Consider the following 19,777-nt stretch of genomic DNA (forward strand, 5'->3'; position numbering starts at 1 on the left):
AGCACGAGTCATGGTCATTCCCGCAGCACGGCGAGGCGCCGCGGCGCTGATCAGCCGCGGCGAGACGGAGCGCACGGCCCGGATCGTCGAGAACGTCCTCCGGAGCGAGAGGCAGGCCTCGTCCGAGGACGACATCGCCAGGATCGTCCGCTTCGCCCAGTCCCACGTCCCGTTCTACCGCCGGACCGGGAACGCCCCCTTCGCGGAGCTGCCCGTCATGACCAAGGCGACGATGGTCGATGCGCCGGACGCGGTGCTCGCCGACGGCGCGCGACCCGAGCGCCTCGCCTCGCGACTGTCCTCGGGCACCTCGGGGATCATGTTCCGCTCCTCCTTCGATGCGCATCGCATCCGCAGGCACCGAGGTCAGCTCGTGGGCGCGTATCGGTTCCTCGAGGCCGACCCCTTCGGGTCCTTCCTGTACTGCCGGGAGTGGTTCCAGGTCACGGATCGCGAACGATTCGTCCATGCGCTCCAGGGGCACTGCCTGTACTCCGCGGAGGAGGACGAGCGCACGGTGCGGGAGGTCGCCCGGTGGCTCTCGCGCCGCCGCGGGGTCGTCGTCCTGGGCCTGTGCTCCTACCTGGAGGTGCTTCTCGGGCGGTTCGAGCAGCTCGGGATCACGATTCCCGAGGGCGCGGTGTCCGTCGTCCTCGGCATCGGCGAACCGATGACCGCACGACTGGCCGAGATGTCCCTCCGGCAGCTCGGCACCGAGGTCCGGATGCGGTACTCCAACACGGAGAACGGGCTGCTGGGATTCACCGAGCCCGGATCGAGGGCGTACAAGCTCGACACCAGCACCTTTCACGTCGAGATCCTCGACATGGAGCAGGACGTGCCCGCCGAGCCCGGCGCTCTCGGGCGGATCGTCGTCACCGATCTGTACAACAGGGCGATGCCCTTCATCCGCTACGACACCGGGGACCTCGGGCGGTTCGCGGTCGACGCCGCGGGGGAGATCGTCCCCAACGTCCTGGAGGATCTCGCAGGCCGGGTGCGCGACTTCCCGATCGCCGGGACCCGCGCCGCACCGCGCCGGGCGACGCACTTCAAGATCCTCGAGCCGGTGGAGCAGATCGCCGAGATCCGTCAGTTCCAGCTGCGCCAGCACGACATCGGTCGATTCACCTGGATCGTCAATGCGGAGCAGTCCCCGGCGGTCGACGATCGGCTGCGCCGCATCCTCGACGAGGAGATCGGGGACATCCTCGAATGCACCGTGGTCCGCACCGACGAACCGCTCCGGTACGGCGCCGGGAAGCGGCAGACGTTCGTGTCGGAGATCCCCGATCCGGAGGCGGTGCTGGCCCGAGGTCGGACCTAGCGTGTCTCATGAAGTCCCTAGTGAGTTTTGCGGAAGGTGGCGGTCTGCACCATCACTATGCCTCTCTGGGGTGTACCCGAACGAGACGCCCGTCACCAGGCTGGACGTCCTATCCAAGACATCCGGTGCTGACGATTGAGGCATGTCACGAGTAGGGAACGAATGTGATCGAGACACTCCAGCCCGCCGGGCAGCGCGTCGCCTACGTCCGGGCCTCCGACTTCGACCAGAAGCTCGCGCGGCAGCGCGCCATCGTGTCGGCCGTGAGGATGTCGAGATCGCGACCGCGGAGCGGGCCTACTGGCAGGGCACGTTCCGGCCTCACTGTGCTCTCGGCGGCTTCACGCCGGCAGCGTTCCGCACCGCTCAAGGCTCGGCTCCGAACCTGACCGATCCGGCCTCTGCCTGACTCCTTCATCACCGGCGATCAACTCTCCACCGAAACCGGAGCTCGGGCCCGGGGAGTTCGCGGCGCCTGAAGCAGTGCCGATTCGCTCTCACGTCGCAAGGAGGCCGCACTGGTTCAGAAGATGAGCCCAGCGACTCCGGCTGCTGCGACGAGAATCGCAGCCCCAGCGAGCACGAGGGCCGCGGACGACACACGGCTGCGATGGACGGTCATCGTGGTGGAGTAGACCGAGACGAGAGATGCCAGAAGCAGCAGTCCAGCTATCGCAAGGAGCGCGATCCCGAGCGTCGTCACGATGGAACTCCTGTCAGATCTCGGCGCGGAGCGCCTCGTCAGCCGATGGGGAAGCAGGACGAGGCGCTCCATGCGGGCCATCCGGGCCCGCGGATCTGACAATACCGTGCAGTGACCTCAAGGGCACTGCGTGTGTCGGTTGGTCCGGAATCCCGTCACGAAGATGGCCTGGTCATTGTTCGCGCCACGGGTGATGGACTGCCGCCCGAGGTTGTCGTAGCGGATCGTGAACGACTGAACCGGGGCGGTGAACGTGATGTCGATCTGCCCGCCAGGGCCGTCTTCGCTCTTGTTGCCCTCCGTGCTGTTCTGCCACGGGCTTGCTACCGTGCCTGATCCTGTCACCGTCGATCCGGACGGAACGGAGTATGTGAACGCCGTCGGGCTGGACAGCGAGACACCGTCGATGAAGTCACGGAGGCTGGTGGTCCAGGTCCTATCGATGTCCGTGATCGAGAACCGGAGGTTCGAGACGGGCTCGGCGAAAGTGAACTGGATGGTCTGGTAGTCGTTCGCCGTGGGAGTGGTGGTTCCGCTCGAGCCGATCTGCTGGCGGACGTCGTACCCGACCTGTCCGATGCCCCCGACGTTGAAGTTGGTGATCGTGCCGTTCGGCGTGGTTCCGCGGGCGTTGCCGTGGTAGGCGTGCACGATCGTCGCCGTGAGGGGAGATTCCAGTTCGGGGAACGCTTCGCTCGAGGTCGTCGGGTCGAACGTCACCGTCGTCGTGAAGGAGGACGTGTTCGACGGAGTGCCGGTGTAGCGCGCGAGCCCCCAGTTGAGGGTCACGTCTTCGGTCTCGCACACCGGGGAGGCGGCGAGTGCAGGAGCGGCGACGGATACGGCGACGATCGGCGTAGCCCAGGCTGCTCCCTTCATGAGGGCGCGGCGAGTCGCGCGGGGGCGTGTGGTCTGGTCCATGCCGAGGACGTTACCGACCGGTCTGCCAGGGCGCATCCAGAGTTACCGGACAGTTGTCCACCTCACATCAGGGCCGGTTGCACCGCTTGGTGAGGAGTCATCCAGAATATTGAGACGCAGTGCTCGACGACATCGCCACCCATGGTGTCGAGAGGGGCGTTTGGCACGTCCGTCTCTCGAGCGTCGCCCGGATCGAGGCGGACTCGCGCGAGACGCCCATCCTGCCCCCTTCCTCAGCGGCCGTTCTCGCTCCCGGCGAGGGCGAGGCGCGCCACGATCTCCTCGTCGACGGCCCGTCGTGCCGCCAGGTGCGCATCCACGTCATAGGAGAAGGAGGAGTAGGTGAGCGTGCCGCCCTCGTCGACGAGCCGGGTGGCGACATCGGCCCCGGCGAGGGAGGCGAGCAGGCTCAGCGCGCGGTGATCGGCCATGGCCTGGGCGAGGACCCGGTAGCGGATCGAGAGCCAGGGCGTGCCGTCGGGGCCCGGGTACACGGCGAAGGGGTCGCCGCCGGGGAAGGCGCCGCCGGCGCAGGTGTCCTCGAACGGGTCGATGGCGTGCAGGGAGTGCTGGGCCCACCAGAAGTTGAAGCCCCAGTGCAGGAATCCGGGCGCGCCGTGCACGAACAGCTGCCGCCCCAGCACGCGGTTGCGCACGGAGGGCAGGGCGATGAAGCGGTTGGAGACGTCCTTCCCCTGCGAGACGCAGTAGTACACCCACGGGCGGCGACCGGCGGCGAGGAACGGCTCGACGTGGTTCGTCGCGACGATCGGCGTGTCGACCAGTCCGCGCGAGGCGTACTCGAAGGAGCTCAGCGCGTCGACCACCTGCGCCCCCTCGAGGAGATCGGTGACCTGCGCCCGCGCCGCCTCGTAGGGGGCGAGATCCTCCTCGCCGGGCTCGTCGCTGATGTGCCACAGCACCTGCCCGTCCCATCGGGCGTCCAGGTGGGCGCGCAGCGCGGGCAGGAGCTGCTCGAGCAGCTGCCGGTACGCGGGATCGGTCGCCTCGACGTGCCAGCCGAAGCGCTCCTGCGGGCCCTGCGGCGTCTGGACGACGATCTTCGGGGTGCATCGGGCGCCCCACTGGGTGAACAGGTGCGCCATCTCCAGCGCCCGGAATCCGGCATCGGCGCAGATCTGCAGCCAGCGGTCCAGCTGCGAGAGGTCGAAGGAGTACTGCCCGGGGGCGTCCTCGCGGATCCCCACCAGCTGCACGGTGGGCCGGGTGTGCCCGACGGCGGTGTCCAGCGGCGGCGTCCACACCGGCGTGAGCACCGAGTTCACGTCCATCGCGCGCGCCGCGGCGAGGTAGGCCTCCAGCAGCCGCCAGTGCTCCTCGGAGAGCACCTCGACGCCGTAGCGCACCGCGAGGCTGTCCGCGTGCAGCCAGTGGGTGTTGAGGATCGACAGCTCCGGCAGGCGGTGCGGATGGATCTGGATCCGCGCCCGATGGGACGCGAGCGGCTGCGCGGCCGATGCGTCCGCGGCAAGCAGATGCACGGCCAGCTCGTGCTCGCCCGCCGCGGCCTCGTCCTCGACGCGCACATCGATCCACAGCGCCTCCCAGACGCCGGTGCCCACGCGGACCCGGCCGTCCTCCACCGGCTCCAGCAGGTCGGGGTACTCGCCGGGCTCGGTGACGAGGTAGTGCTCATCGGCCCGCTCGGGGGCGGGGGCGGGGAAGGAGACCGGCACCCGCCGCACCACGCTGATCTGCGCATGCTCGGCCAGCGGGCCGTCCAGCTCGAGGCGCAGGGCGCCGTCGGCCGGGTCGCCGTCCTCGAGCTGCAGGGCGATCTGGAAGGACAGGGTCTCCCCGAGGAAGCCGGAGGCGTGGAAACCGGCGGGGGCGGCGGCGGGGCGCGGGGCGTCCGGACCCAGCACCTTCTCGAGGGAGTCGGCGAGACGGGAGAGCACGGGGTCGCTCCTGGAGGGGGGGAAGGGGGCGGGCGGGCAGTCCGACAATCCTGGGCGAAAATGAGCGGAGGATCAAGATCTGCTCACGAACCGGCAGTCACCGCGGTGCGCGGGCGCTCGGCGAACTTCCGTCCGCGCGCGGGCCCGTGCCCGGGAGCCCGCCCCGCGCTGTGGCACGCTGGGGCGATGACCAGCCTGAGCGCCGACAGCCACGTCCACAGCGAGTTCTCCTGGGACACCGGCGGTCCCGGCTCCGCCGCCCGCGGGACGATGGAGGCGACGTGCGCCCGCGCCGTGCGCATCGGCCTGCCCGCCCTGTTCTTCACCGAGCACCTCGACCTCGAGGATGCGTGGATGAGCGACGCGGAGGACTTCGGCGACCACGAGCGCCACCTGCTGGGCGCCGACGGAATCGTCGCCGTCCCCCGCTTCGACGTCGACGGCTATCTCGAGAGCATCGAGCGCTGCCGCGCCGCGTTCCCGCAGCTGCGCATCGGCACCGGCCTCGAGTTCGGGCAGCCGCATCTGCGCATCCAGGCCGCCCGGGCGCAGCTGGACCTGGACATGTTCGACCGGATCATCGGCTCCCTGCACACCCTGGAGTTCGACGGCCTGCGCGCCGAGCCCAACACGCTCTACCGCCGGATGCCGGCCGATGCGGTGATGCGCCGCTACCTCGCCGAGGTCCCCGCCCTCGTCGCCGGGGACGAGCCCTTCGAGATCGTCACCCACCTCGACTACGCGGTGCGGTACTGGCCCGAGGAGGAGGCCGGCCCCTTCGACCCGCGCCGCTTCGAGGAGGAGTTCCGCACGGCCATGCGGGCCATCGCGGCGAGCGGCCGGGCGCTGGAGATGAACACCCGCCGCCTGCAGCCGTGGATGCCGCAGTGGTGGAGCGAGGAGGGCGGCCGCGCCGTGAGCATCGGCAGCGACTCCCACGAGGCGCGCACCCTGGCCCACGGCTTCCCCGAGGCGATGGCCATGGTCGAGGCCTTCGGCTTCCGGCCCGGCGCGCAGCCCTGGGACCTCTGGCGGCGCTGAGCCGGGGCTCTCAGCGCGGCGGGCCGGCGCCCGTCCACATCCGTCGTCGCGACTTCCCTTCGCCGCCGTTCCTGTGAGGTACTTGGTGACGAGCAGGGAGCGCCCTGCGAACACGCCGACACGGCGAGGCATCCGGGGGAATCGGATGCTCAGGGGACCCTGGTGGGAAAGGGAGACGATGAACGACGACCACAACATGCCCGAACGCGCCGAGCCTGGTCCAGGAGGCCGCACGGGGCCCGACGATCCGTACGACTGGTCCTCGCCCGGCAGCGGACAGCCGGACGCCGGCGCATCCGCACCGACGCCGGCTCCGGCACCGGGTCCCGCGCCTGCTGCGATGCCTGGGCCGCCCGGGCCGCCGGGGCCGACGACGGGCCCGGCCCCCGCTCCCGCGGTCGGAGTCGCCGGCGCCGCGGGGACCCCCGCCTCCGGACCCGGCGTGACGGGAGCGGATGCCAGCAGACAGGCCGCCGATGCCGCCGCACAGCTGGGTCGCCAGCTGAGCGCGATCGGGCTGGTCAACCCCCTGCCGTCGCTCGCCGTCGCCGCGGTCGGGTATCTGGTGGCCTTCATCGCCGCCGTGTTCGCTCTCCTCTCCGCGGGGATCGGTGTCGCGATCGTCGGAGGCGGCGAGGCGACCGGCGACCTCGGCCAGGAGGTCCTCGGCGCGGAGGAGGCGTTCACCGGCATCGGGGCGCTCATCCGCCTCCCGTTCCAGGTCGTCGCGCTGGGGACCTTCGGCTCCTACGGCCTCGACGCCATGATTCCGTTCGCCGGCGAGGTGTCCATGAGCCTGCGGTTCCTGCCGTTCCTGGTCACCGCGGCGCTCGTCGTCACGTGCCTCCTGGGCGGCAGCTTCGTCCGCAGGCGCCAGCCGGCCTCGCGCCTGCTGGGGGTCGCAGTGAACTCGGTCCTCGGGGGCCTGGTCCTGGCGCTGGTCGTCCTCGTCGCGGCCCGAATCGCGGCGCAGCCCATCCCGACCGGGGGGATCGGCGACTTCAGCGTCCATGCCGCCGGCCCGGACGCGTTCTTCGGTGCATGGCTGCTGGGGTCGGCGTCGCTCCTGCTCGGGCAGCTGCGCGGGGCCCCCAGGCCGGCCTGGTGGCCCGTGGTCGCCGATCTCTCCGCAGGGGCCCGCCTCATGGCCGTGCACGCCCTCGCGCTGATGGTCGTCGTCGGGATCTGGATCTGGCTCGCCCACGCCGTGACCTCGATCGCCGACGGAGAGATCGGCGCCGTCTTCGCGCCTCTCTTCGCCGTGCCGCTCCTGCTCGGCCATCTCCTCGCCTACGCCACCGGGCTCAGCGCGCTCTCCAGCGGTTCGGCCGGAATCTCCGGCAGCGTGGTGGACCTCGTCGGCGGCGGCGCGGCGACGGAGTGGTTCACCGTCTTCGACCTGGAGTGGTACGTGTGGCTTCCGACGCTGCTGCTGAGCCTGGCCGTGGTCGTCGGCGTCTCCGTCCTCTGGAACCACGCCCGCAGCATCGTGCCCGGAAGCGTTGCGGCCCTCCTCATCTCGTGGACCGCGCTGCCCGTCGTGTTCTTCGTCGGCGGCATCATCGCGCTGGTCCTCGCACACGTCGGCATCTCCGTCCAGGCGAGCACCGTCGGGGACGGCCGCGCCGCCCTCTCGCTCGCGCCCTGGACCCCGGTGCTGTTCGGGATCGCCGGAGCAGTCGTCGAGGTCTCCTCACGATTCCTCGCTCCGATCCTCGCCCCCTTCGTCCCGGCGGCGATGCTGTCCTGGTTCCGCCGTCCCGCCGCATCCGCGGCGACGGCCCCGAGCGGTCCCGTGCCCGTCCCGGAGGCCGAGCCGCCGGCGCCGGGGCAGTACGGGATCATGCCGGGCGACGCAGGTCCGGCTGCAGATCCTGCGATCCCCGCGTCTGCGGCACCGCATCAGCGCGCGGCCGTCCCGGTCGCCGCTCCCGTCCCGGCGCCCGCCGCCGTCGCCCGTCCGCTGTCTGCGAAGGCACGGCGGCGCGTGCTCGCCGGGGGTATCGCGGTGGGGACGCTCGCTGTCCTCGCCGTGGCGGCGACCATCGCGATCGGTGTCGTGAGCTCGATGTTCTTCAGCCCGGGCAAGCAGGTCGAGGCCTATCTCGGCGCCGTGCAGGACGGCGACTACGGCCAGGCCGTCTCGATCTCGCCGCCCAACGTGTCCCACGGCCAGCGCGTGCTGCTCTCCGATCAGATCGGGGCTGCGACCGAGGGCGGGATCAGCGGGTACACGATCGACAGCGTCGAGACCGAGGGGGAGATCGCCACGGTGACCGCGACGCTCGAGCAGGACGGTGTGCGCTCCGAGCAGGTCTTCGTCCTGGAGCGGACCGGGCGCTCGTTCCTGCTCTTCCCGCACTGGGAGCTCGAGGACGTGCAGCTCGCGGAGGTCTACACCTACCTCCCGATGGACGGGTCGCGCGTCATCGAGGTCAACGGGGTGAGCGTCGATCTCCAGGACGTTCCGACGGAGATCGACGAGGAGGGCTTCGAGATGGCACGGCTGCCCGTCCTCCCCGGCCGCTACACCGTCACGTACCCGAACGACAGCCCCTACCTCGACCAGATGCCCATCGAGTTCTCGATCTCGGCCGGCGGGGATCCGGTCGAGCCCGCCTACGCGTTCCCCAGCTACGAGGTCAACGCGGAGGGCGAGAAGGCGGTCTCCGCCCAGGTCGTCGCCGATCTCGACGAGTGCGCGCAGCAGGAGGTCACCGAGCCCGACGGGTGCCCGTTCAGCACCTATGTCTACGGCGCGGACTCGGGGACCTGGAGCATCACCACCTATCCGGAGGTCACGCTCACGAACATGGGCGAGGGGTACTTCTACGCGGAATCCGAGTACGGATCGGGCGAGGCCGTCTTCACCTATCAGTACGAGCAGTGGGACGGGACGACGACGGAGGAGACGCGCACGACGTCCTTCTCGATCTCGGCGTCCGTCGTCTTCGCGGCGGACGGGTCCATCGCGATCGACTACATGTGATCCGCTCGTGCCGTCGGGCCCTGGCGGTCGCCGCGAGGCAGATCGTCAGGGCCCGTCGGCCATCGTGGTGAGCCCGTCGGCGTCCGGCCGAGCGCTCAGACCGCGAAGACCTGACCCGTCTCCACGCCCTCCACGGAGCGGACGAAGGCCTGGGCGACCGTGGCGGCGGGCACCGGCACGAAGCCGGGGAAGCTCGCGTGATAGCCCTCGGCCTCGGCGAGCACGGTCGGGCTGACCGCGTTGATGCGGGCGCCGCCGGGGAGGGTCGTCGCCGCGGCGCGCACGAAGGCGTCGATCGCCCCGTTGGCGGCGGAGGCCACTGCGCCCGTGGCCACGGGGCTCTGTGCCAGGATTCCGCTGGTCAGCGTGAACGACGCGCCCGGACGCAGCCGGGGCGCACCGAGGGTGACCAGGGCGATCTGCCCGAGCGCCTTGTCCAGGATCCCGGTCCGGAAGTCCTCCACGCCCAGCTCCGGGAGGGGCTTGAACGGCACGGAGCCGGTCGCGGCGATCACGGCGTCCACCGGGCCGATGCGCTCGAACAGCGCCTCGATCGAGGCGGGGTCGGTGAGGTCCGCGCGCTCGCCCGAGGACCGGGACGAGCGCACGACCTCGTGGCCGCGCTGGTCCAGGAGATCGGCGACGGTGGAGCCGATCAGGCCGCTGGCTCCGACGACGAGGACGCGGGAACGGGACATGGCGGGATTCCTTCCGAGCGGGCTGCGGGGCGGGCCCGAGCGGGACGGGCCCGCCACCCAGCATGCCGCATCCGGGCCCGGTGCGTGCCAGCGGCCCCCGGCGGCGCGGGGCCCGCCGGGATCAGCGCGCCGCGGGGACCGGCCCGGCCTCGGCGCTCGCCGGGGCGACGGCGGCGGCGACGGTCCGGCGCAGGGCCTCCTCCCAGCTCGTGGGCCGCAGCCCCTCCTGCTCCTCGAGGACCCCGGGCTCGAGGGTGCACGGCGCGTACCAGAGGCCCGAGATCCCGGCGAGCTCGCGCGCGAAGGTGCTGACCGGGGCGGCGGCGCGCAGGGCGGTGCGGGGGATCCGCAGGGCCCGCCGCGCGGGCGTCCCGAGCTGCGCGGCGGTCGCCGCGATGAGCTCCGCCTGCGAGCGGGCCGGGGCGGAGGGTGCATGCAGCACCGCGTCGCCCGCGGCGCCGGCCAGGCGCTCGGCGTGGCGCGCGGCGTGCAGCATCGCCACGGCCAGGTCGGGGATGAAGGTCAGCAGGTGCGGCGCCGCCGGGTCGCCGAAGACGATCGGTCGCGTCCCGGCGACCATGCGCTCGATGAGCAGGGTGCACACCACCGCGGCGCCGGTCCCCACCGCCGTGGGGCCGAGGAGGTCTGCGGCGACGATGCTCAGCGTGCGCGCCGGGTGCCGGCGCCGCTGCTCCATCAGCGCGACCCGCACCTCGCCCTTGGCGTCCTGCGGGCTGTACGCGGCCCCCTCGGACAGCCGCCGCGCCGCGCCCTGGAAGCCGTACATCGACTCGGGGAAGACGACGGGGATGCCGCGCTCGGCGGCGGCGTCGAGCACGGCGAGCTCGCGCGGCGGCAGGTCGCGCCGCCAGATGCGGGCGTCGTAGGGGGCGTGGAAGCAGGCGTGGATCGCGTCGACGCCCTCGAGGGCGGCGGACAGCGCCGCCGGGTCCTGCACATCGCCGCGCACCCGGCGCAGCGGCGGCTCGGGGGCGGCGTCGCGGCGTCGCAGGACGGTGACCCGGTCGCCGTCTGCGAGGGCGTGCTCGATGATCGCGCGGCCGATCTGGCCTTCGCCGATGACGAGGTGGTGCATGGGAGCCTCCAGAAACTGTGAGCAGTGCTCTCGGTTGTGACGGGTTCAGTGAACACTGCTCTCGCTGCGGAGTCAAGAGCACTGCTCTCGGTATGTGGCACGATGGGGCGATGACCGCTCCCGCCGACCCGCCCGCCGACCCGCCCGAGGGCTCCGCCCCGTCCCGCTCGACCCGGCAGCCCTCCGGCGCGAGCCGCGCGCAGGCCCGCGAGCGCACCATGGCCCGGATCCTCGCGCTGGGCCGCGCGCAGCTCGTCGAGCGCGGCCCTGCAGAGCTCAGCGTCCGCGAGATCGCCCGCGGCCTGGGCATGGTCTCCTCCGCGATCTACCGCTACGTCGACAGCCGCGACGCGCTGCTGACCCTGCTGATCGCCGATGCCTTCACCGAGCTCGCGGACCGCGTGGACGCCGCCCTCGACCAGGCCGCCCTCGATCAGGGGAGCCTCGATCAGGCCGCCCCCGCCCCGGCGGGCCCTGGCCCGGCGAGCCCCGACCCCCGCACACGGTTCCTCGCCCTGGCCGGCACGATGACCGCCTGGGCGCTGGCCCATCCCGAGCGCTGGACCCTGCTCTATGGCACGCCGGTGCGGGGCTACGCGGCGCCCGCGGAGTCCACCACCGCCCCCGGCACCCGGGTGATGGCCCGGCTGCTGGAGATCGCCGCCGACGCCGCCGATGCCGCCGATGCGGCCGATGCCCGCCCGGGCGGCGCCGCGACGGGTGCCGCTTCCGCCGCACCGCCGCAGCCCCTCCCGGCCGAGGCGGTCCGCCTCCTCGAGGACGCGGCCGCCGAGCTCGGCGTGGACGTCCCGCCGGAGGTGGCCCTGCGGGCCGTGGCCGCCTGGAGCGCCCTGGTCGGGATCATCAGCGCGCACGTGTTCGGCCAGCTCGGGCCGGACGCCGCGGCCATCGGCGAGGAGCTCATCGGCCTGCAGGCGCAGATCGTGGCCGATCTGATCTGCCCCCGCTGAGCCCCTGCCGCAGCGCCCCGATCCGCGCGATCCTGGACCCGTCACCGGAACCCCGGGGATCTCCTCGCCGCGGATGTCCGATCCGGGTCCTCCCGTTCGTCGTAGGGGTGACTCGCCGGCGTTCGGCGGCGAGGATGACAGAGAACCGGATGCAGGAGAGGGATGACGATGAGGTATCTGATGCTGGTGTGCGAGGACGTGCAGGACTCGGCGACGCCGCCCACGCAGGCCGACCGGGACGGCGCCCCCGACGTCGAGGCCTGGTGGAACGCCGCGAACGCGTCCGGGAACTACGTGATGGGCGACCGGCTGCGCCCTCCGGGCGAGGCGATGGCCGTGCGGGTGCGCGGCGGGGAGACCCTGGTCAGCCAGGGTCCCTTCGCCGAGGGCGGCGAGCTGGTGCTCGGCTTCGACGTGCTCGAGTGCGAGAGCGCGGAGGAGGCCGTCCGCATCGCGACCGGGCACCCGATGGCCCACGAGGGCGTGCTCGAGCTGCGGGCGCTGTGGCCGATGGGCGAGGGCTGATCGGCGCGCCCCGGGACCCGGCCGCCTCCGCGGCGGAGGCGCTCGCCGGGGCGCTGCGCGAGGAGCGGCCGCGCATCGTCGCGGCGCTGATCCGCGCCACGGGGGTGTGGGAGCTCGCCGAGGACTGCGCGCAGGACGCCGCCGAGCGGGCCCTGCTCGTCTGGGAGCGGGACGGCGTGCCCGCGAACCCGGCCGCCTGGCTGATGACGGTGGCCCGCCGTCGGGCGATCGACGTCCTGCGCCGCGGCGGGCGGGAAGCGGAGATCCTCGCGCGGATCGCGGCGATGCCCGCCCCGGGGCCGCCAGCCGAGGACGGCGAGCTCGATGACCGGCTGCGCCTGCTGCTGGCCTGCGCCCATCCCGATCTTCCGCTGCAGGACCAGGTGGCGCTGACCCTGAAGGCCGTCGGCGGGCTGTCCGTCCGGGAGATCGCCGCGCTGCTGCTGGTGCCGGAGGGGACGCTCGGCAAACGCCTGCAGCGCGCCCGGGAGCGGATCCGCCGCGAGGACCTGCGCCTGCAGGCGCCCCCGCCCGGGCAGGTCGCCCCGCGGGCCACGGCGGTGCTCGGGGTGGTCTTCCTGATCTTCACCCACGGCTACGGCGCGACCGGCGAGGACGGCCCGCGCGAGGAGCCCGCCCGCGAGGCGATCGAGCTGTCGCGGCTGGTCAGCGTCCTGCTCCCCGATCATGGCGAGGCGCAGGCGCTGCGGGCCCTGCTGACGCTCACGCACGCCCGGAGCCCCGCCCGGCGGGACGGCGCGGGCGACCTGGTCCCGCTCGAGGAGCAGGACCGCGGCCGATGGGACGGCGGGCTGATCGCCGAGGGCCTGCATGCGCTCGCCGCCGCGCGCCGCGCCCTCGACTCCCGCGACGGGGAGGTCGGGCCCTATCGCGCGCAGGCCGAGATCGCCGCCCGGCACGCACGCGCCGCCTCCGTGGCGCAGACCGACTGGGACGGCATCGTCACCTGGTACGACGCCCTGTACGCGGCGGGCGGGTCCCCGGCGGTCGCCGTGAACCGGGCGGTCGCCATCGGCCAGCGGGACGGTCCCCGGGCCGGGCTCGCGGCGCTCGCCGCCGCGCGGGAGGACCCGCGCGCCGGGCAGGTCCCGGAGGTCACGGCGATCGAGGCGGATCTCCTGCGCCGCGCCGGGGACGTGCCCGCGGCGATCGCCGCCCACCGCCGTGCCCTGCAGGCCACCCCCGGCGCCGCCGCGCGCCGCCACCTGCAGCGCCGCCTCGCCGAGCTCGAGGGGCAGTCGCCCCCGGCGCCCTGACCTGCGGTCAGCCGCCCAGGCGCATCCAGGCGTCCCCGCGCACCCGCAGCCCCAGCGTCACCGACCGCGCCACGAGGAAGATCAGCGTGCACGCCACCCACAGCGCCGCCAGGCCCATCGGCCCCTGCCAGGGCGAGAACCACACGACCGCCGCGCACGGCAGGGTGATCAGGGCGTTGATGATCCCGGCGCGGGCGAGGTACGGGGCATCGCCCGCCCCCATCAGCACCCCGTCCAGCACGAACACGTACCCCGCGATCGGCTGGGCGATCATCAGCACCCACAGCGCCGCCCGCAGCGACTCCTGCACCGCGGCATCGGGCGTGAAGACCGCCGGGATCACGTAGCTCGCCCCGAGCAGCAGCACACCGGTCACCATGCCGCCGCCGACGCCCCACACCATCAGGCGGCGGGTCACCGCATGCACGCTCGCCGCATCGCGCGCGCCGAGGAAGCGGCCGGTGAGGGCCTGGCCCGCGATCGCCAGGGCGTCCAGCGCCAGCGAGAGCAGGGTGAACACGGTCATGGCGATCTGGTGGGCGGCCAGCTGCACATCGCCCAGCCGGGTGGCGACCAGCGTCCCCGCCAGCAGCACCACGCGCAGGGACAGGGTGCGCACCAGCATCGGCAGCGCATCGCGCCCGGCGGTGGCGACCTGCCCGCCGTGCAGGCGCAGCGGCACCCGATGGGCGCGGGCGCCGCGCACCACCACCGCCAGCAGCACCAGGGCCATGCCCCACTGGGCGATCACGGTGCCGATCGCGCTGCCGGCGATCCCGAGGTCCAGCACGAAGATCAGCGTCGCGTTCAGCGGGATGTTCGCGACCGCCCCGCCGACGGCGACGTACAGCGGCAGGCGGGCGTCCTGCAGGCCGCGCACCAGCCCCGTCGCCGCCTGCACCAGCAGCATCGCCGGCACTCCGAAGGCGCTGATGCGCAGGTAGACGGTCGCCTCGGCGAGGACCTCGAGGGAGGGGCCGAACAGCCCCGGCAGCCATCGGCCGCCCACCAGCAGCAGCACCACGCTGCCGGCGCCGATCAGCAGCGCCAGCCAGCAGGCGTCGACCCCGCGGGCGATCGCCTCGCGCATGCGGCCGGCGCCGACGGCCCGGGCCACGGCCGCCGTCGTGGAGTACGCCAGGAAGATCGACAGCCCCACCACGGTGGTGAGGATCGCGGAGGCCAGCCCGAGACCGGCGAGCGAGGTGGTGCCCACCCGGGCCACGAAGGCGGAGTCCGCCAGCAGGAACAGCGGCTCGGCGATCAGCGCTCCGAGGCTCGGCACCGCCAGGCGGAGGATGTCGCGGTCCACCAGGCGGCGCGCGGAGGGGACGGGGGAGCCGGATGCGGCCGGCGAGGCAGGGGAGGAGGGCACCTGCCCATTGTGGTCGAGAACCGCCCTCGGGCGCGGTCCGGGTCGCGCCGGCGGGTCCGTGAGGGACGGTCCGCGGCGGCGGGTCCGCGCCGACGCGCCGGGCGGGCTTTGTGGATATCAGGAGGGCGCGTGGAGCACGAGGCGGTAGCGTCGGCCCTGCACAGCTCGAACCGCAGGACCGAGGAGCACCCCCATGACCCATCCGTCGCCGCACCCGGGGCCGGTCGGCCCGCCCTCGGGCCCCGCCGCTCCGCCCGCCCGCAGGGACGAGGCGCCGAACCTCATCAACGGCGCGACGCGTCACGGGATCCTCGGTCAGAAGCGGATCCGCCACCCGTGGGAGCTGCCGCTGCTGGGCGTGGGCGTCGCCGTCACCGGGATCGGCTACCTGATCTGGCTGGTCTTCGTGATCATGACGATCGTCAACCTGATCCGCGGCACCGGCCCGACGATCTTCACGCTGGGCGACACCCTGATCGGCTCCTACCTGGTGCAGCTGTTCGTGATCCTGCTGGTCTTCCCCCTCATCATCTGGATCGCCCGCGCGCTGATGTATGCGCAGCAGCGGGCCACCGCGCTGCGCATGAGCCCCACCCAGTTCCCCGAGGGATACCGGATCGTGGCCGAGGCCGCCTCGCAGTTCGGGCTGCGGCGCGTGCCCGATGCCTACGTCGCCTCCGGCAACGGCGTCATCAACGCCTTCGCCTTCGGACACGGCTTCCGCCGCTCGGTGGTGCTGTACTCCGACATGTTCGAGGTCGGCGGCGCGCCGCGCGACCCGGAGGCGCTGCGCTTCGTGATCGGCCACGAGGTCGGGCACATCGCCGCCGGCCACGTGTCCTACTTCCGTCTGGTGCTGGCCAACCTCATCTCCTACGTGCCGCTGCTGGGCAGCGCGTTCTCCCGCTCCCAGGAGTACACGGCGGACAACTTCGGCCACTCCTACTGCCCCGGCGGCTCCCTCGGGGCGATGGGCGTGCTCTCCGGCGGCAAGTACCTCAACGCCGAGGTCAACGTTCACGAGCTCGCCGACCGCGCCGCGACGGAGAAGGGCCTGTGGGTCCACATCGTCAACTGGCGCTCCTCCCACCCGATCATCACCTGGCGCGCCCACGCGCTGCGCGACCGCAGCCGCCGGGGGCACCTGTGGTTCCGCCCCGGGGACGCGATCTTCGGCCTCTACACCACGCCCGGCGCCTGGTACCGCGGGCCGCTCCCGGCCGGCAGCACCTTCTCGGGCCCGTACCCGACGCCGGAGCAGGTCCTGGCCATGCTGGATGCGGCCGATGCGGTCCGGCCCGCCGGCACCCTGGGGCAGTTCGGCCGGTTCAACGGCGCCGACTACTCCGACCGCATGCCCATGCGCCAGCTGCAGCTGTCCCCGCCGCTGCTGTCCACGCCCGTGGGAGGCCCGCCGCAGGGTCCGTCCGGCCCGGGCGCGTCCCCGTCCGGCCCGGTCGGCCCGCCGCGCGGTCCCGCCGGTCCGATGGGGCCGAAGAGCTCCGGCGGCTCCGCGGGCCCCGCCCCGCAGGGCGGCTACGGTTCCGCGGGCCCCGCCCCGCAGAGCGGCTACGGGAGCCCCGCCTCGCAGGGCGGTTACGGCTCCGCCCCGCAGGGCGGCTACAGCGCGTCAGCGCAGTCCGCGGCGGGTCCGAGCCCGCTGGCACCGCCGGCGCGTCCCTCCGGCGCGGCCGATCCTGCGGGCACCGACCCCTACACGCAGGGCCCGCAGGGCACCGCCTCCGCCGACAACCCCTGGGGCATGCCGCCGCGCTCCTGACCGGCCCGGGGTGCGAACCCCGCCCTCCACGAACAGTCACCCTGCCTGCCAGATCGGGACCCCCGATGGCACGCAGGGTGACTGTTCGTGTGAGGGAGGCCGGCCGGCGGCCGGCAGGCGCCCGGCCGGGCCGTCTCCCGCTGTGCGGCGCGGTCGGCGGGGGCCGGGACGACCGGGTGAACGGCTCCCGAACGTCGCCCGAATCCCCGCGCAGCCCTCTCCGAGGCGGGGTCCCTCGCCCTACGGTGGATCGGACATCGGGCTCCCCCGAGCCGTGCATCTCCCGAGAGGCGACACCGTCATGCTGCGCAGAACCCTTCTGACCGTTCCCCTCGCCCTGGCATCGTCCACGCTGGCGGTCGCGCCGGCCGGGGCGGCCGGGCCCGCCCCCGCCCGTCCCGGAGCCCGGGTGCTCACCGTCATGACCTTCAACATCCATCACGGCGAGGGCTCCGACGGCGTGCTGGACCTCGAGCGCATCGCCGCCGTGATCCGCGACAGCGGCGCGGACGTCATCGGCCTGCAGGAGGTCGACCGCCACTACTCCGAGCGCAGCGACTGGGCGGATCAGCCCGCCGAGCTGGCCGATCTGCTGGGCATGCACGTGGTCTTCGGGGCGAACATCGACCGGGACCCGCCCGTCTCCGGCGTTCAGCGGATCCAGTACGGGACCGCGATCCTCTCGCGGCACCCGATCCTCGAGTCCGAGAACATCCCCCTGTTCCGGTCCCCGGACCAGGAGCAGCGCGGCCTGCTGCGGGCCTCGCTCGACGTCGCCGGGACCCCGGTCGACGTCTGCTGCACCCACCTCGCCGCGAGCTCCGCCGTCGACCGCCTCGAGCAGGCGCGGCAGATCATCGAGCGGATCGACACGGACGGGGCCACGATCCTGATGGGCGACCTCAACGCCCGCCCGGGAACCCCCGAGATCCAGATCATCGACGACGTCCTCGTCGACACCTGGGACGCGGCCGGGCACGGCACCGGGGCGACCTATCCGGTCCAGGAACCCGATGCGCGGATCGACGACATCTTCGTCACCGAGAGCTTCCGTCCCATCCGGGCCGCGGTGCTGGCGGACGTCCCCGAGGCCTCCGACCACCTGCCGGTCCTCAGCCAGCTGGTCCTCGCTCCCTGACCCGGCGGGCGGCGCCCGGTCCCGGGGCGCGGGGCCGGGGCGCTCCTCGACCGACGGCGGATCGGCTCAGGCGATGCCCATGCGGGCGAAGGCATTGCGGAAGATGGTCAGCCCCTCCAGCCCCGGCAGCTTCTGGATCCGGTGGTCCAGGCTGTCGAGGTCCTCGGCGCGGCCCTCGAAGAGGTGGCCCATCACGTGGCGGACCTCGGAGTCGTCCATCATCCCCGAGCCCACCGGGCGCCACACCCGCGAGAGGATCAGCCGGACGATCGATCGGGCCTTCGCGCTGGCCTCGAGCCGCTCGCGGCCCTGCGTGGTGTAGAAGGCGACGTGGCGGGTCTCCTGCTGGGCGATCCGCTTCAGCAGCGGGGAGAGCGCCGGGTGCGAGGTCATCTGGGACAGGCGGCGGTAGGCCGCCACGGCGGAGAGCTCGTTGGCGGCGCCCCACACCATGTGCACGGCCACGAAGTCGGTGCCGGCGAGGCTGGTGAGCACGGACTGCTTCATCGGCCCGAGCGCGGACTGCCAGCCCAGCTTCACCCGCTTGGCCTTGAGCTCGTCGTAGTCCACGAGGATCCCGTGGCGCGCCAGCACCGCGGCGAGGGCCTCACCGTGCCAGAACTCCTCACGGTTCCACATGGTCATGAAGCCGCCGACGTCCTCCTGCCGGTGCGAGGGCGTCACGAGCATGTCCCGCAGGAAGCAGGAGGTGTGGTACTCGACGTCGCACATGTAGCGCAGGGAGCGCAGGGTCTGCTCGTCCAGCGGCTGGCTGTCGAAGCTGTCGAAGTCGAGGTCCGCCCATGCCACGGGCTGCGAGGACTCGGCGAAGCGATCGAGGTCGAAGGCCAACGGTGCCTCCTTCGGGGGCGTGCGGGCGCAGAGCGGGGGACGGGAGGGACGGGAGGGGTCTCAGCGCATCGGGACGCGGGGGCGCGGCCCCGGCAGCAGCCGGGTCACGTCCTCGTGCGCCCGGCGCACCTCGGCGCGGGACTCGGGGGAGGAGAGGATGCTGGTCAGGGCGGCGTGCTCGGCCGGATCGGCCACGCCGACGGGACGCCACACCGGCCCGGCCAGGGCGAGCATGGCACGGGCGGTCAGGGCCTCCGCCCGCGAGCGGGTCAGGCGGGCGTGGGCCTCCAGGCGGAAGAACCGGCGGGCGGGACCGGTGCGCTCGAGCAGCTGCTCCAGGGCCCGGCGCGCCTCGCCGCGGGTGCGGGGCAGCAGCGCCCGATGGGCGGCGGCGAGGGAGGACTCCAGGATCGCCATCCGCGCCATGTGGCCGGCGGTGACGTTCTCGCCGAGGGTGCCCGTCCACAGCGGCGCGAGCACCGGCAGCGCCCGGGCCGCGTACAGGGCGCGGGCGCGGGTGCCCAGGCGCCGGGCGGACAGCGCCGCGCCGTCGGAGGCCGGCACGGCCGGCATCGGCCCGGTCGCCTCCAGCAGCTCGGCCAGCGCCGCGGCCGCCCAGTGCCGCTCGTACAGCCAGGTCGCGAGGAAGGCGGTGATGCGGGCCTCGTTCCCGGTCCAGGTGCTCAGCATGGAGCGGGCCTCGGCCAGGGCCGAGGACTGCAGCCGATGCAGGAAGGCGAGGTCGCGGCGCAGATCCGCCTCGTCCAGGCCGCCGGGATCCGCGGCGAGGGCGGCATGGTCCAGCGGCAGACGGCCGGGGGCGGTGCGGGTGTACTCGGCGACGTCGAAGTCCGTCACCAGCACGGGCGCGACGGTGCCGTCGGCGTGCAGGTGGGGGCGCAGGTGCGGCGGGAGCTCCGCGGCGGGCCTCCCGCTCCCTGCGGCGGCGCCGGGGCGCTCGGCTCGCGCGCCGAGGCCGGGGGCGTCGGGGGCGGCGTCGGGGCTCGCGGCGGGGGCGTCGGCCACGAGATCCGACGGCGTGCTCGCGGCACCGGTGGCCATCGCCATCCCCTCACCTCTCCTCGCGCGGGCGCCTCTGCTGGCCCCTGCATATCCTACGGTCCTGCGCCTGCGAACGGGCAGGGGGTATGCCGCACCTCGGCCG

Annotated in this window: 16 protein-coding genes; 8 read left to right on the plus strand and 8 right to left on the minus strand. The window is 73.3% G+C overall.

The annotated features are described in order from the left end of the window. Positions 1-10: 10 nt before the first annotated feature. A complete protein-coding gene (locus ABD234_RS15480) occupies positions 11-1,327 on the plus strand; it encodes a phenylacetate--CoA ligase family protein (protein ID WP_344358106.1) in 1,317 nt (438 codons plus the stop codon). 523 nt (positions 1,328-1,850) lie between these two features. Here the strand turns inward: ABD234_RS15480 and ABD234_RS15485 are convergent. The 3 genes from ABD234_RS15485 to ABD234_RS15495 all read right to left on the minus strand — a co-directional run bounded on the left by ABD234_RS15485 (position 1,851) and on the right by ABD234_RS15495 (position 4,870). Next, positions 1,851-2,030, minus strand: a complete 180-nt coding sequence (locus ABD234_RS15485; RefSeq protein WP_344358108.1) for a hypothetical protein — start codon at positions 2,028-2,030, stop codon at positions 1,851-1,853. Between the two features lie 117 nt (positions 2,031-2,147). Beyond that, positions 2,148-2,951, minus strand: coding sequence for a hypothetical protein (locus ABD234_RS15490; protein ID WP_344358110.1), 804 nt, complete (start codon positions 2,949-2,951; stop codon positions 2,148-2,150). Between the two features lie 233 nt (positions 2,952-3,184). Then, positions 3,185-4,870, minus strand: coding sequence for a glycoside hydrolase domain-containing protein (locus tag ABD234_RS15495; protein WP_344358113.1), 1,686 nt, complete (start codon positions 4,868-4,870; stop codon positions 3,185-3,187). A 186-nt stretch (positions 4,871-5,056) separates the two neighbouring features. Here ABD234_RS15495 and ABD234_RS15500 point away from each other — a divergent pair, with 186 nt between their 5' ends. Beyond that, complete coding sequence (locus tag ABD234_RS15500; protein ID WP_038371643.1) at positions 5,057-5,911, plus strand: PHP domain-containing protein; 855 nt, start codon at positions 5,057-5,059, stop codon at positions 5,909-5,911. Positions 5,912-6,353: 442 nt separating this feature from the next. Next, complete coding sequence (locus tag ABD234_RS15505; RefSeq protein ID WP_344358117.1) at positions 6,354-8,900, plus strand: threonine/serine exporter family protein; 2,547 nt, start codon at positions 6,354-6,356, stop codon at positions 8,898-8,900. 95 nt (positions 8,901-8,995) lie between these two features. Here ABD234_RS15505 and ABD234_RS15510 read toward each other — a convergent pair whose 3' ends face one another. After that, entirely contained in the window at positions 8,996-9,598 is a 603-nt protein-coding gene (locus tag ABD234_RS15510) for a short chain dehydrogenase (protein ID WP_344358119.1), read from the minus strand. A gap of 121 nt (positions 9,599-9,719) precedes the next feature. Then, positions 9,720-10,694, minus strand: coding sequence for an NAD(P)H-binding protein (locus ABD234_RS15515; RefSeq protein WP_344358121.1), 975 nt, complete (start codon positions 10,692-10,694; stop codon positions 9,720-9,722). Positions 10,695-10,804: 110 nt separating this feature from the next. Here ABD234_RS15515 and ABD234_RS15520 point away from each other — a divergent pair, with 110 nt between their 5' ends. The 3 genes from ABD234_RS15520 to ABD234_RS15530 all read left to right on the plus strand — a co-directional run bounded on the left by ABD234_RS15520 (position 10,805) and on the right by ABD234_RS15530 (position 13,467). Then, positions 10,805-11,665, plus strand: a complete 861-nt coding sequence (locus tag ABD234_RS15520) for a TetR/AcrR family transcriptional regulator (protein WP_344358123.1) — start codon at positions 10,805-10,807, stop codon at positions 11,663-11,665. A gap of 162 nt (positions 11,666-11,827) precedes the next feature. Further along, positions 11,828-12,190, plus strand: a complete 363-nt coding sequence (locus ABD234_RS15525) for a YciI family protein (RefSeq protein WP_232226245.1) — start codon at positions 11,828-11,830, stop codon at positions 12,188-12,190. Then, positions 12,169-13,467 (plus strand): RNA polymerase sigma factor, encoded by a 1,299-nt coding sequence (locus ABD234_RS15530; RefSeq protein ID WP_344358126.1) that lies wholly within the window; start codon positions 12,169-12,171, stop codon positions 13,465-13,467. The genes ABD234_RS15525 and ABD234_RS15530 overlap by 22 nt, the downstream gene beginning before the upstream one ends. 7 nt (positions 13,468-13,474) lie before the next feature. On the opposite strand, the gene ABD234_RS15535 is transcribed toward ABD234_RS15530, so the two are convergent. After that, positions 13,475-14,779 (minus strand): MATE family efflux transporter, encoded by a 1,305-nt coding sequence (locus ABD234_RS15535; protein WP_344358201.1) that lies wholly within the window; start codon positions 14,777-14,779, stop codon positions 13,475-13,477. 256 nt (positions 14,780-15,035) lie between these two features. On the opposite strand from ABD234_RS15535, the gene ABD234_RS15540 reads away from it, so the two are divergent. Then, complete coding sequence (locus ABD234_RS15540) at positions 15,036-16,622, plus strand: M48 family metalloprotease (RefSeq protein WP_344358128.1); 1,587 nt, start codon at positions 15,036-15,038, stop codon at positions 16,620-16,622. 301 nt (positions 16,623-16,923) lie between these two features. Beyond that, positions 16,924-17,760 (plus strand): endonuclease/exonuclease/phosphatase family protein, encoded by an 837-nt coding sequence (locus tag ABD234_RS15545; RefSeq protein WP_344358131.1) that lies wholly within the window; start codon positions 16,924-16,926, stop codon positions 17,758-17,760. A 66-nt stretch (positions 17,761-17,826) separates the two neighbouring features. Here ABD234_RS15545 and ABD234_RS15550 read toward each other — a convergent pair whose 3' ends face one another. Beyond that, positions 17,827-18,612 carry a ferritin-like domain-containing protein gene (locus tag ABD234_RS15550; RefSeq protein WP_038371649.1) on the minus strand — a complete coding sequence of 262 codons (786 nt, stop codon included), beginning with the start codon at positions 18,610-18,612 and terminating at the stop codon, positions 17,827-17,829. A 60-nt stretch (positions 18,613-18,672) separates the two neighbouring features. Then, positions 18,673-19,680 (minus strand): hypothetical protein, encoded by a 1,008-nt coding sequence (locus tag ABD234_RS15555; RefSeq protein WP_051486655.1) that lies wholly within the window; start codon positions 19,678-19,680, stop codon positions 18,673-18,675. Between the last annotated feature and the right edge of the window lie 97 nt (positions 19,681-19,777).

This window comes from Brachybacterium phenoliresistens (assembly GCF_039530785.1).
Taxonomy (GTDB): Bacteria; Actinomycetota; Actinomycetes; order Actinomycetales; family Dermabacteraceae; genus Brachybacterium; species Brachybacterium phenoliresistens.

What these genes read in the sequence shown, in the direction of transcription:
- ABD234_RS15510 (WP_344358119.1), bottom strand. Translation starts at nt 9,598, where the DNA reads ATGTCCCGTTCCCGCGTCCTCGTCGTCGGAGCCAGCGGCCTGATCGGC.
- ABD234_RS15520 (WP_344358123.1), top strand. Translation starts at nt 10,805, where the DNA reads ATGACCGCTCCCGCCGACCCGCCCGCCGACCCGCCCGAGGGCTCCGCC.
- ABD234_RS15515 (WP_344358121.1), bottom strand. Translation starts at nt 10,694, where the DNA reads ATGCACCACCTCGTCATCGGCGAAGGCCAGATCGGCCGCGCGATCATC.
- ABD234_RS15500 (WP_038371643.1), top strand. Translation starts at nt 5,057, where the DNA reads ATGACCAGCCTGAGCGCCGACAGCCACGTCCACAGCGAGTTCTCCTGG.
- ABD234_RS15490 (WP_344358110.1), bottom strand. Translation starts at nt 2,951, where the DNA reads ATGGACCAGACCACACGCCCCCGCGCGACTCGCCGCGCCCTCATGAAG.
- ABD234_RS15480 (WP_344358106.1), top strand. Translation starts at nt 11, where the DNA reads ATGGTCATTCCCGCAGCACGGCGAGGCGCCGCGGCGCTGATCAGCCGC.
- ABD234_RS15525 (WP_232226245.1), top strand. Translation starts at nt 11,828, where the DNA reads ATGACGATGAGGTATCTGATGCTGGTGTGCGAGGACGTGCAGGACTCG.
- ABD234_RS15540 (WP_344358128.1), top strand. Translation starts at nt 15,036, where the DNA reads ATGACCCATCCGTCGCCGCACCCGGGGCCGGTCGGCCCGCCCTCGGGC.
- ABD234_RS15555 (WP_051486655.1), bottom strand. Translation starts at nt 19,680, where the DNA reads ATGGCGATGGCCACCGGTGCCGCGAGCACGCCGTCGGATCTCGTGGCC.
- ABD234_RS15545 (WP_344358131.1), top strand. Translation starts at nt 16,924, where the DNA reads ATGCTGCGCAGAACCCTTCTGACCGTTCCCCTCGCCCTGGCATCGTCC.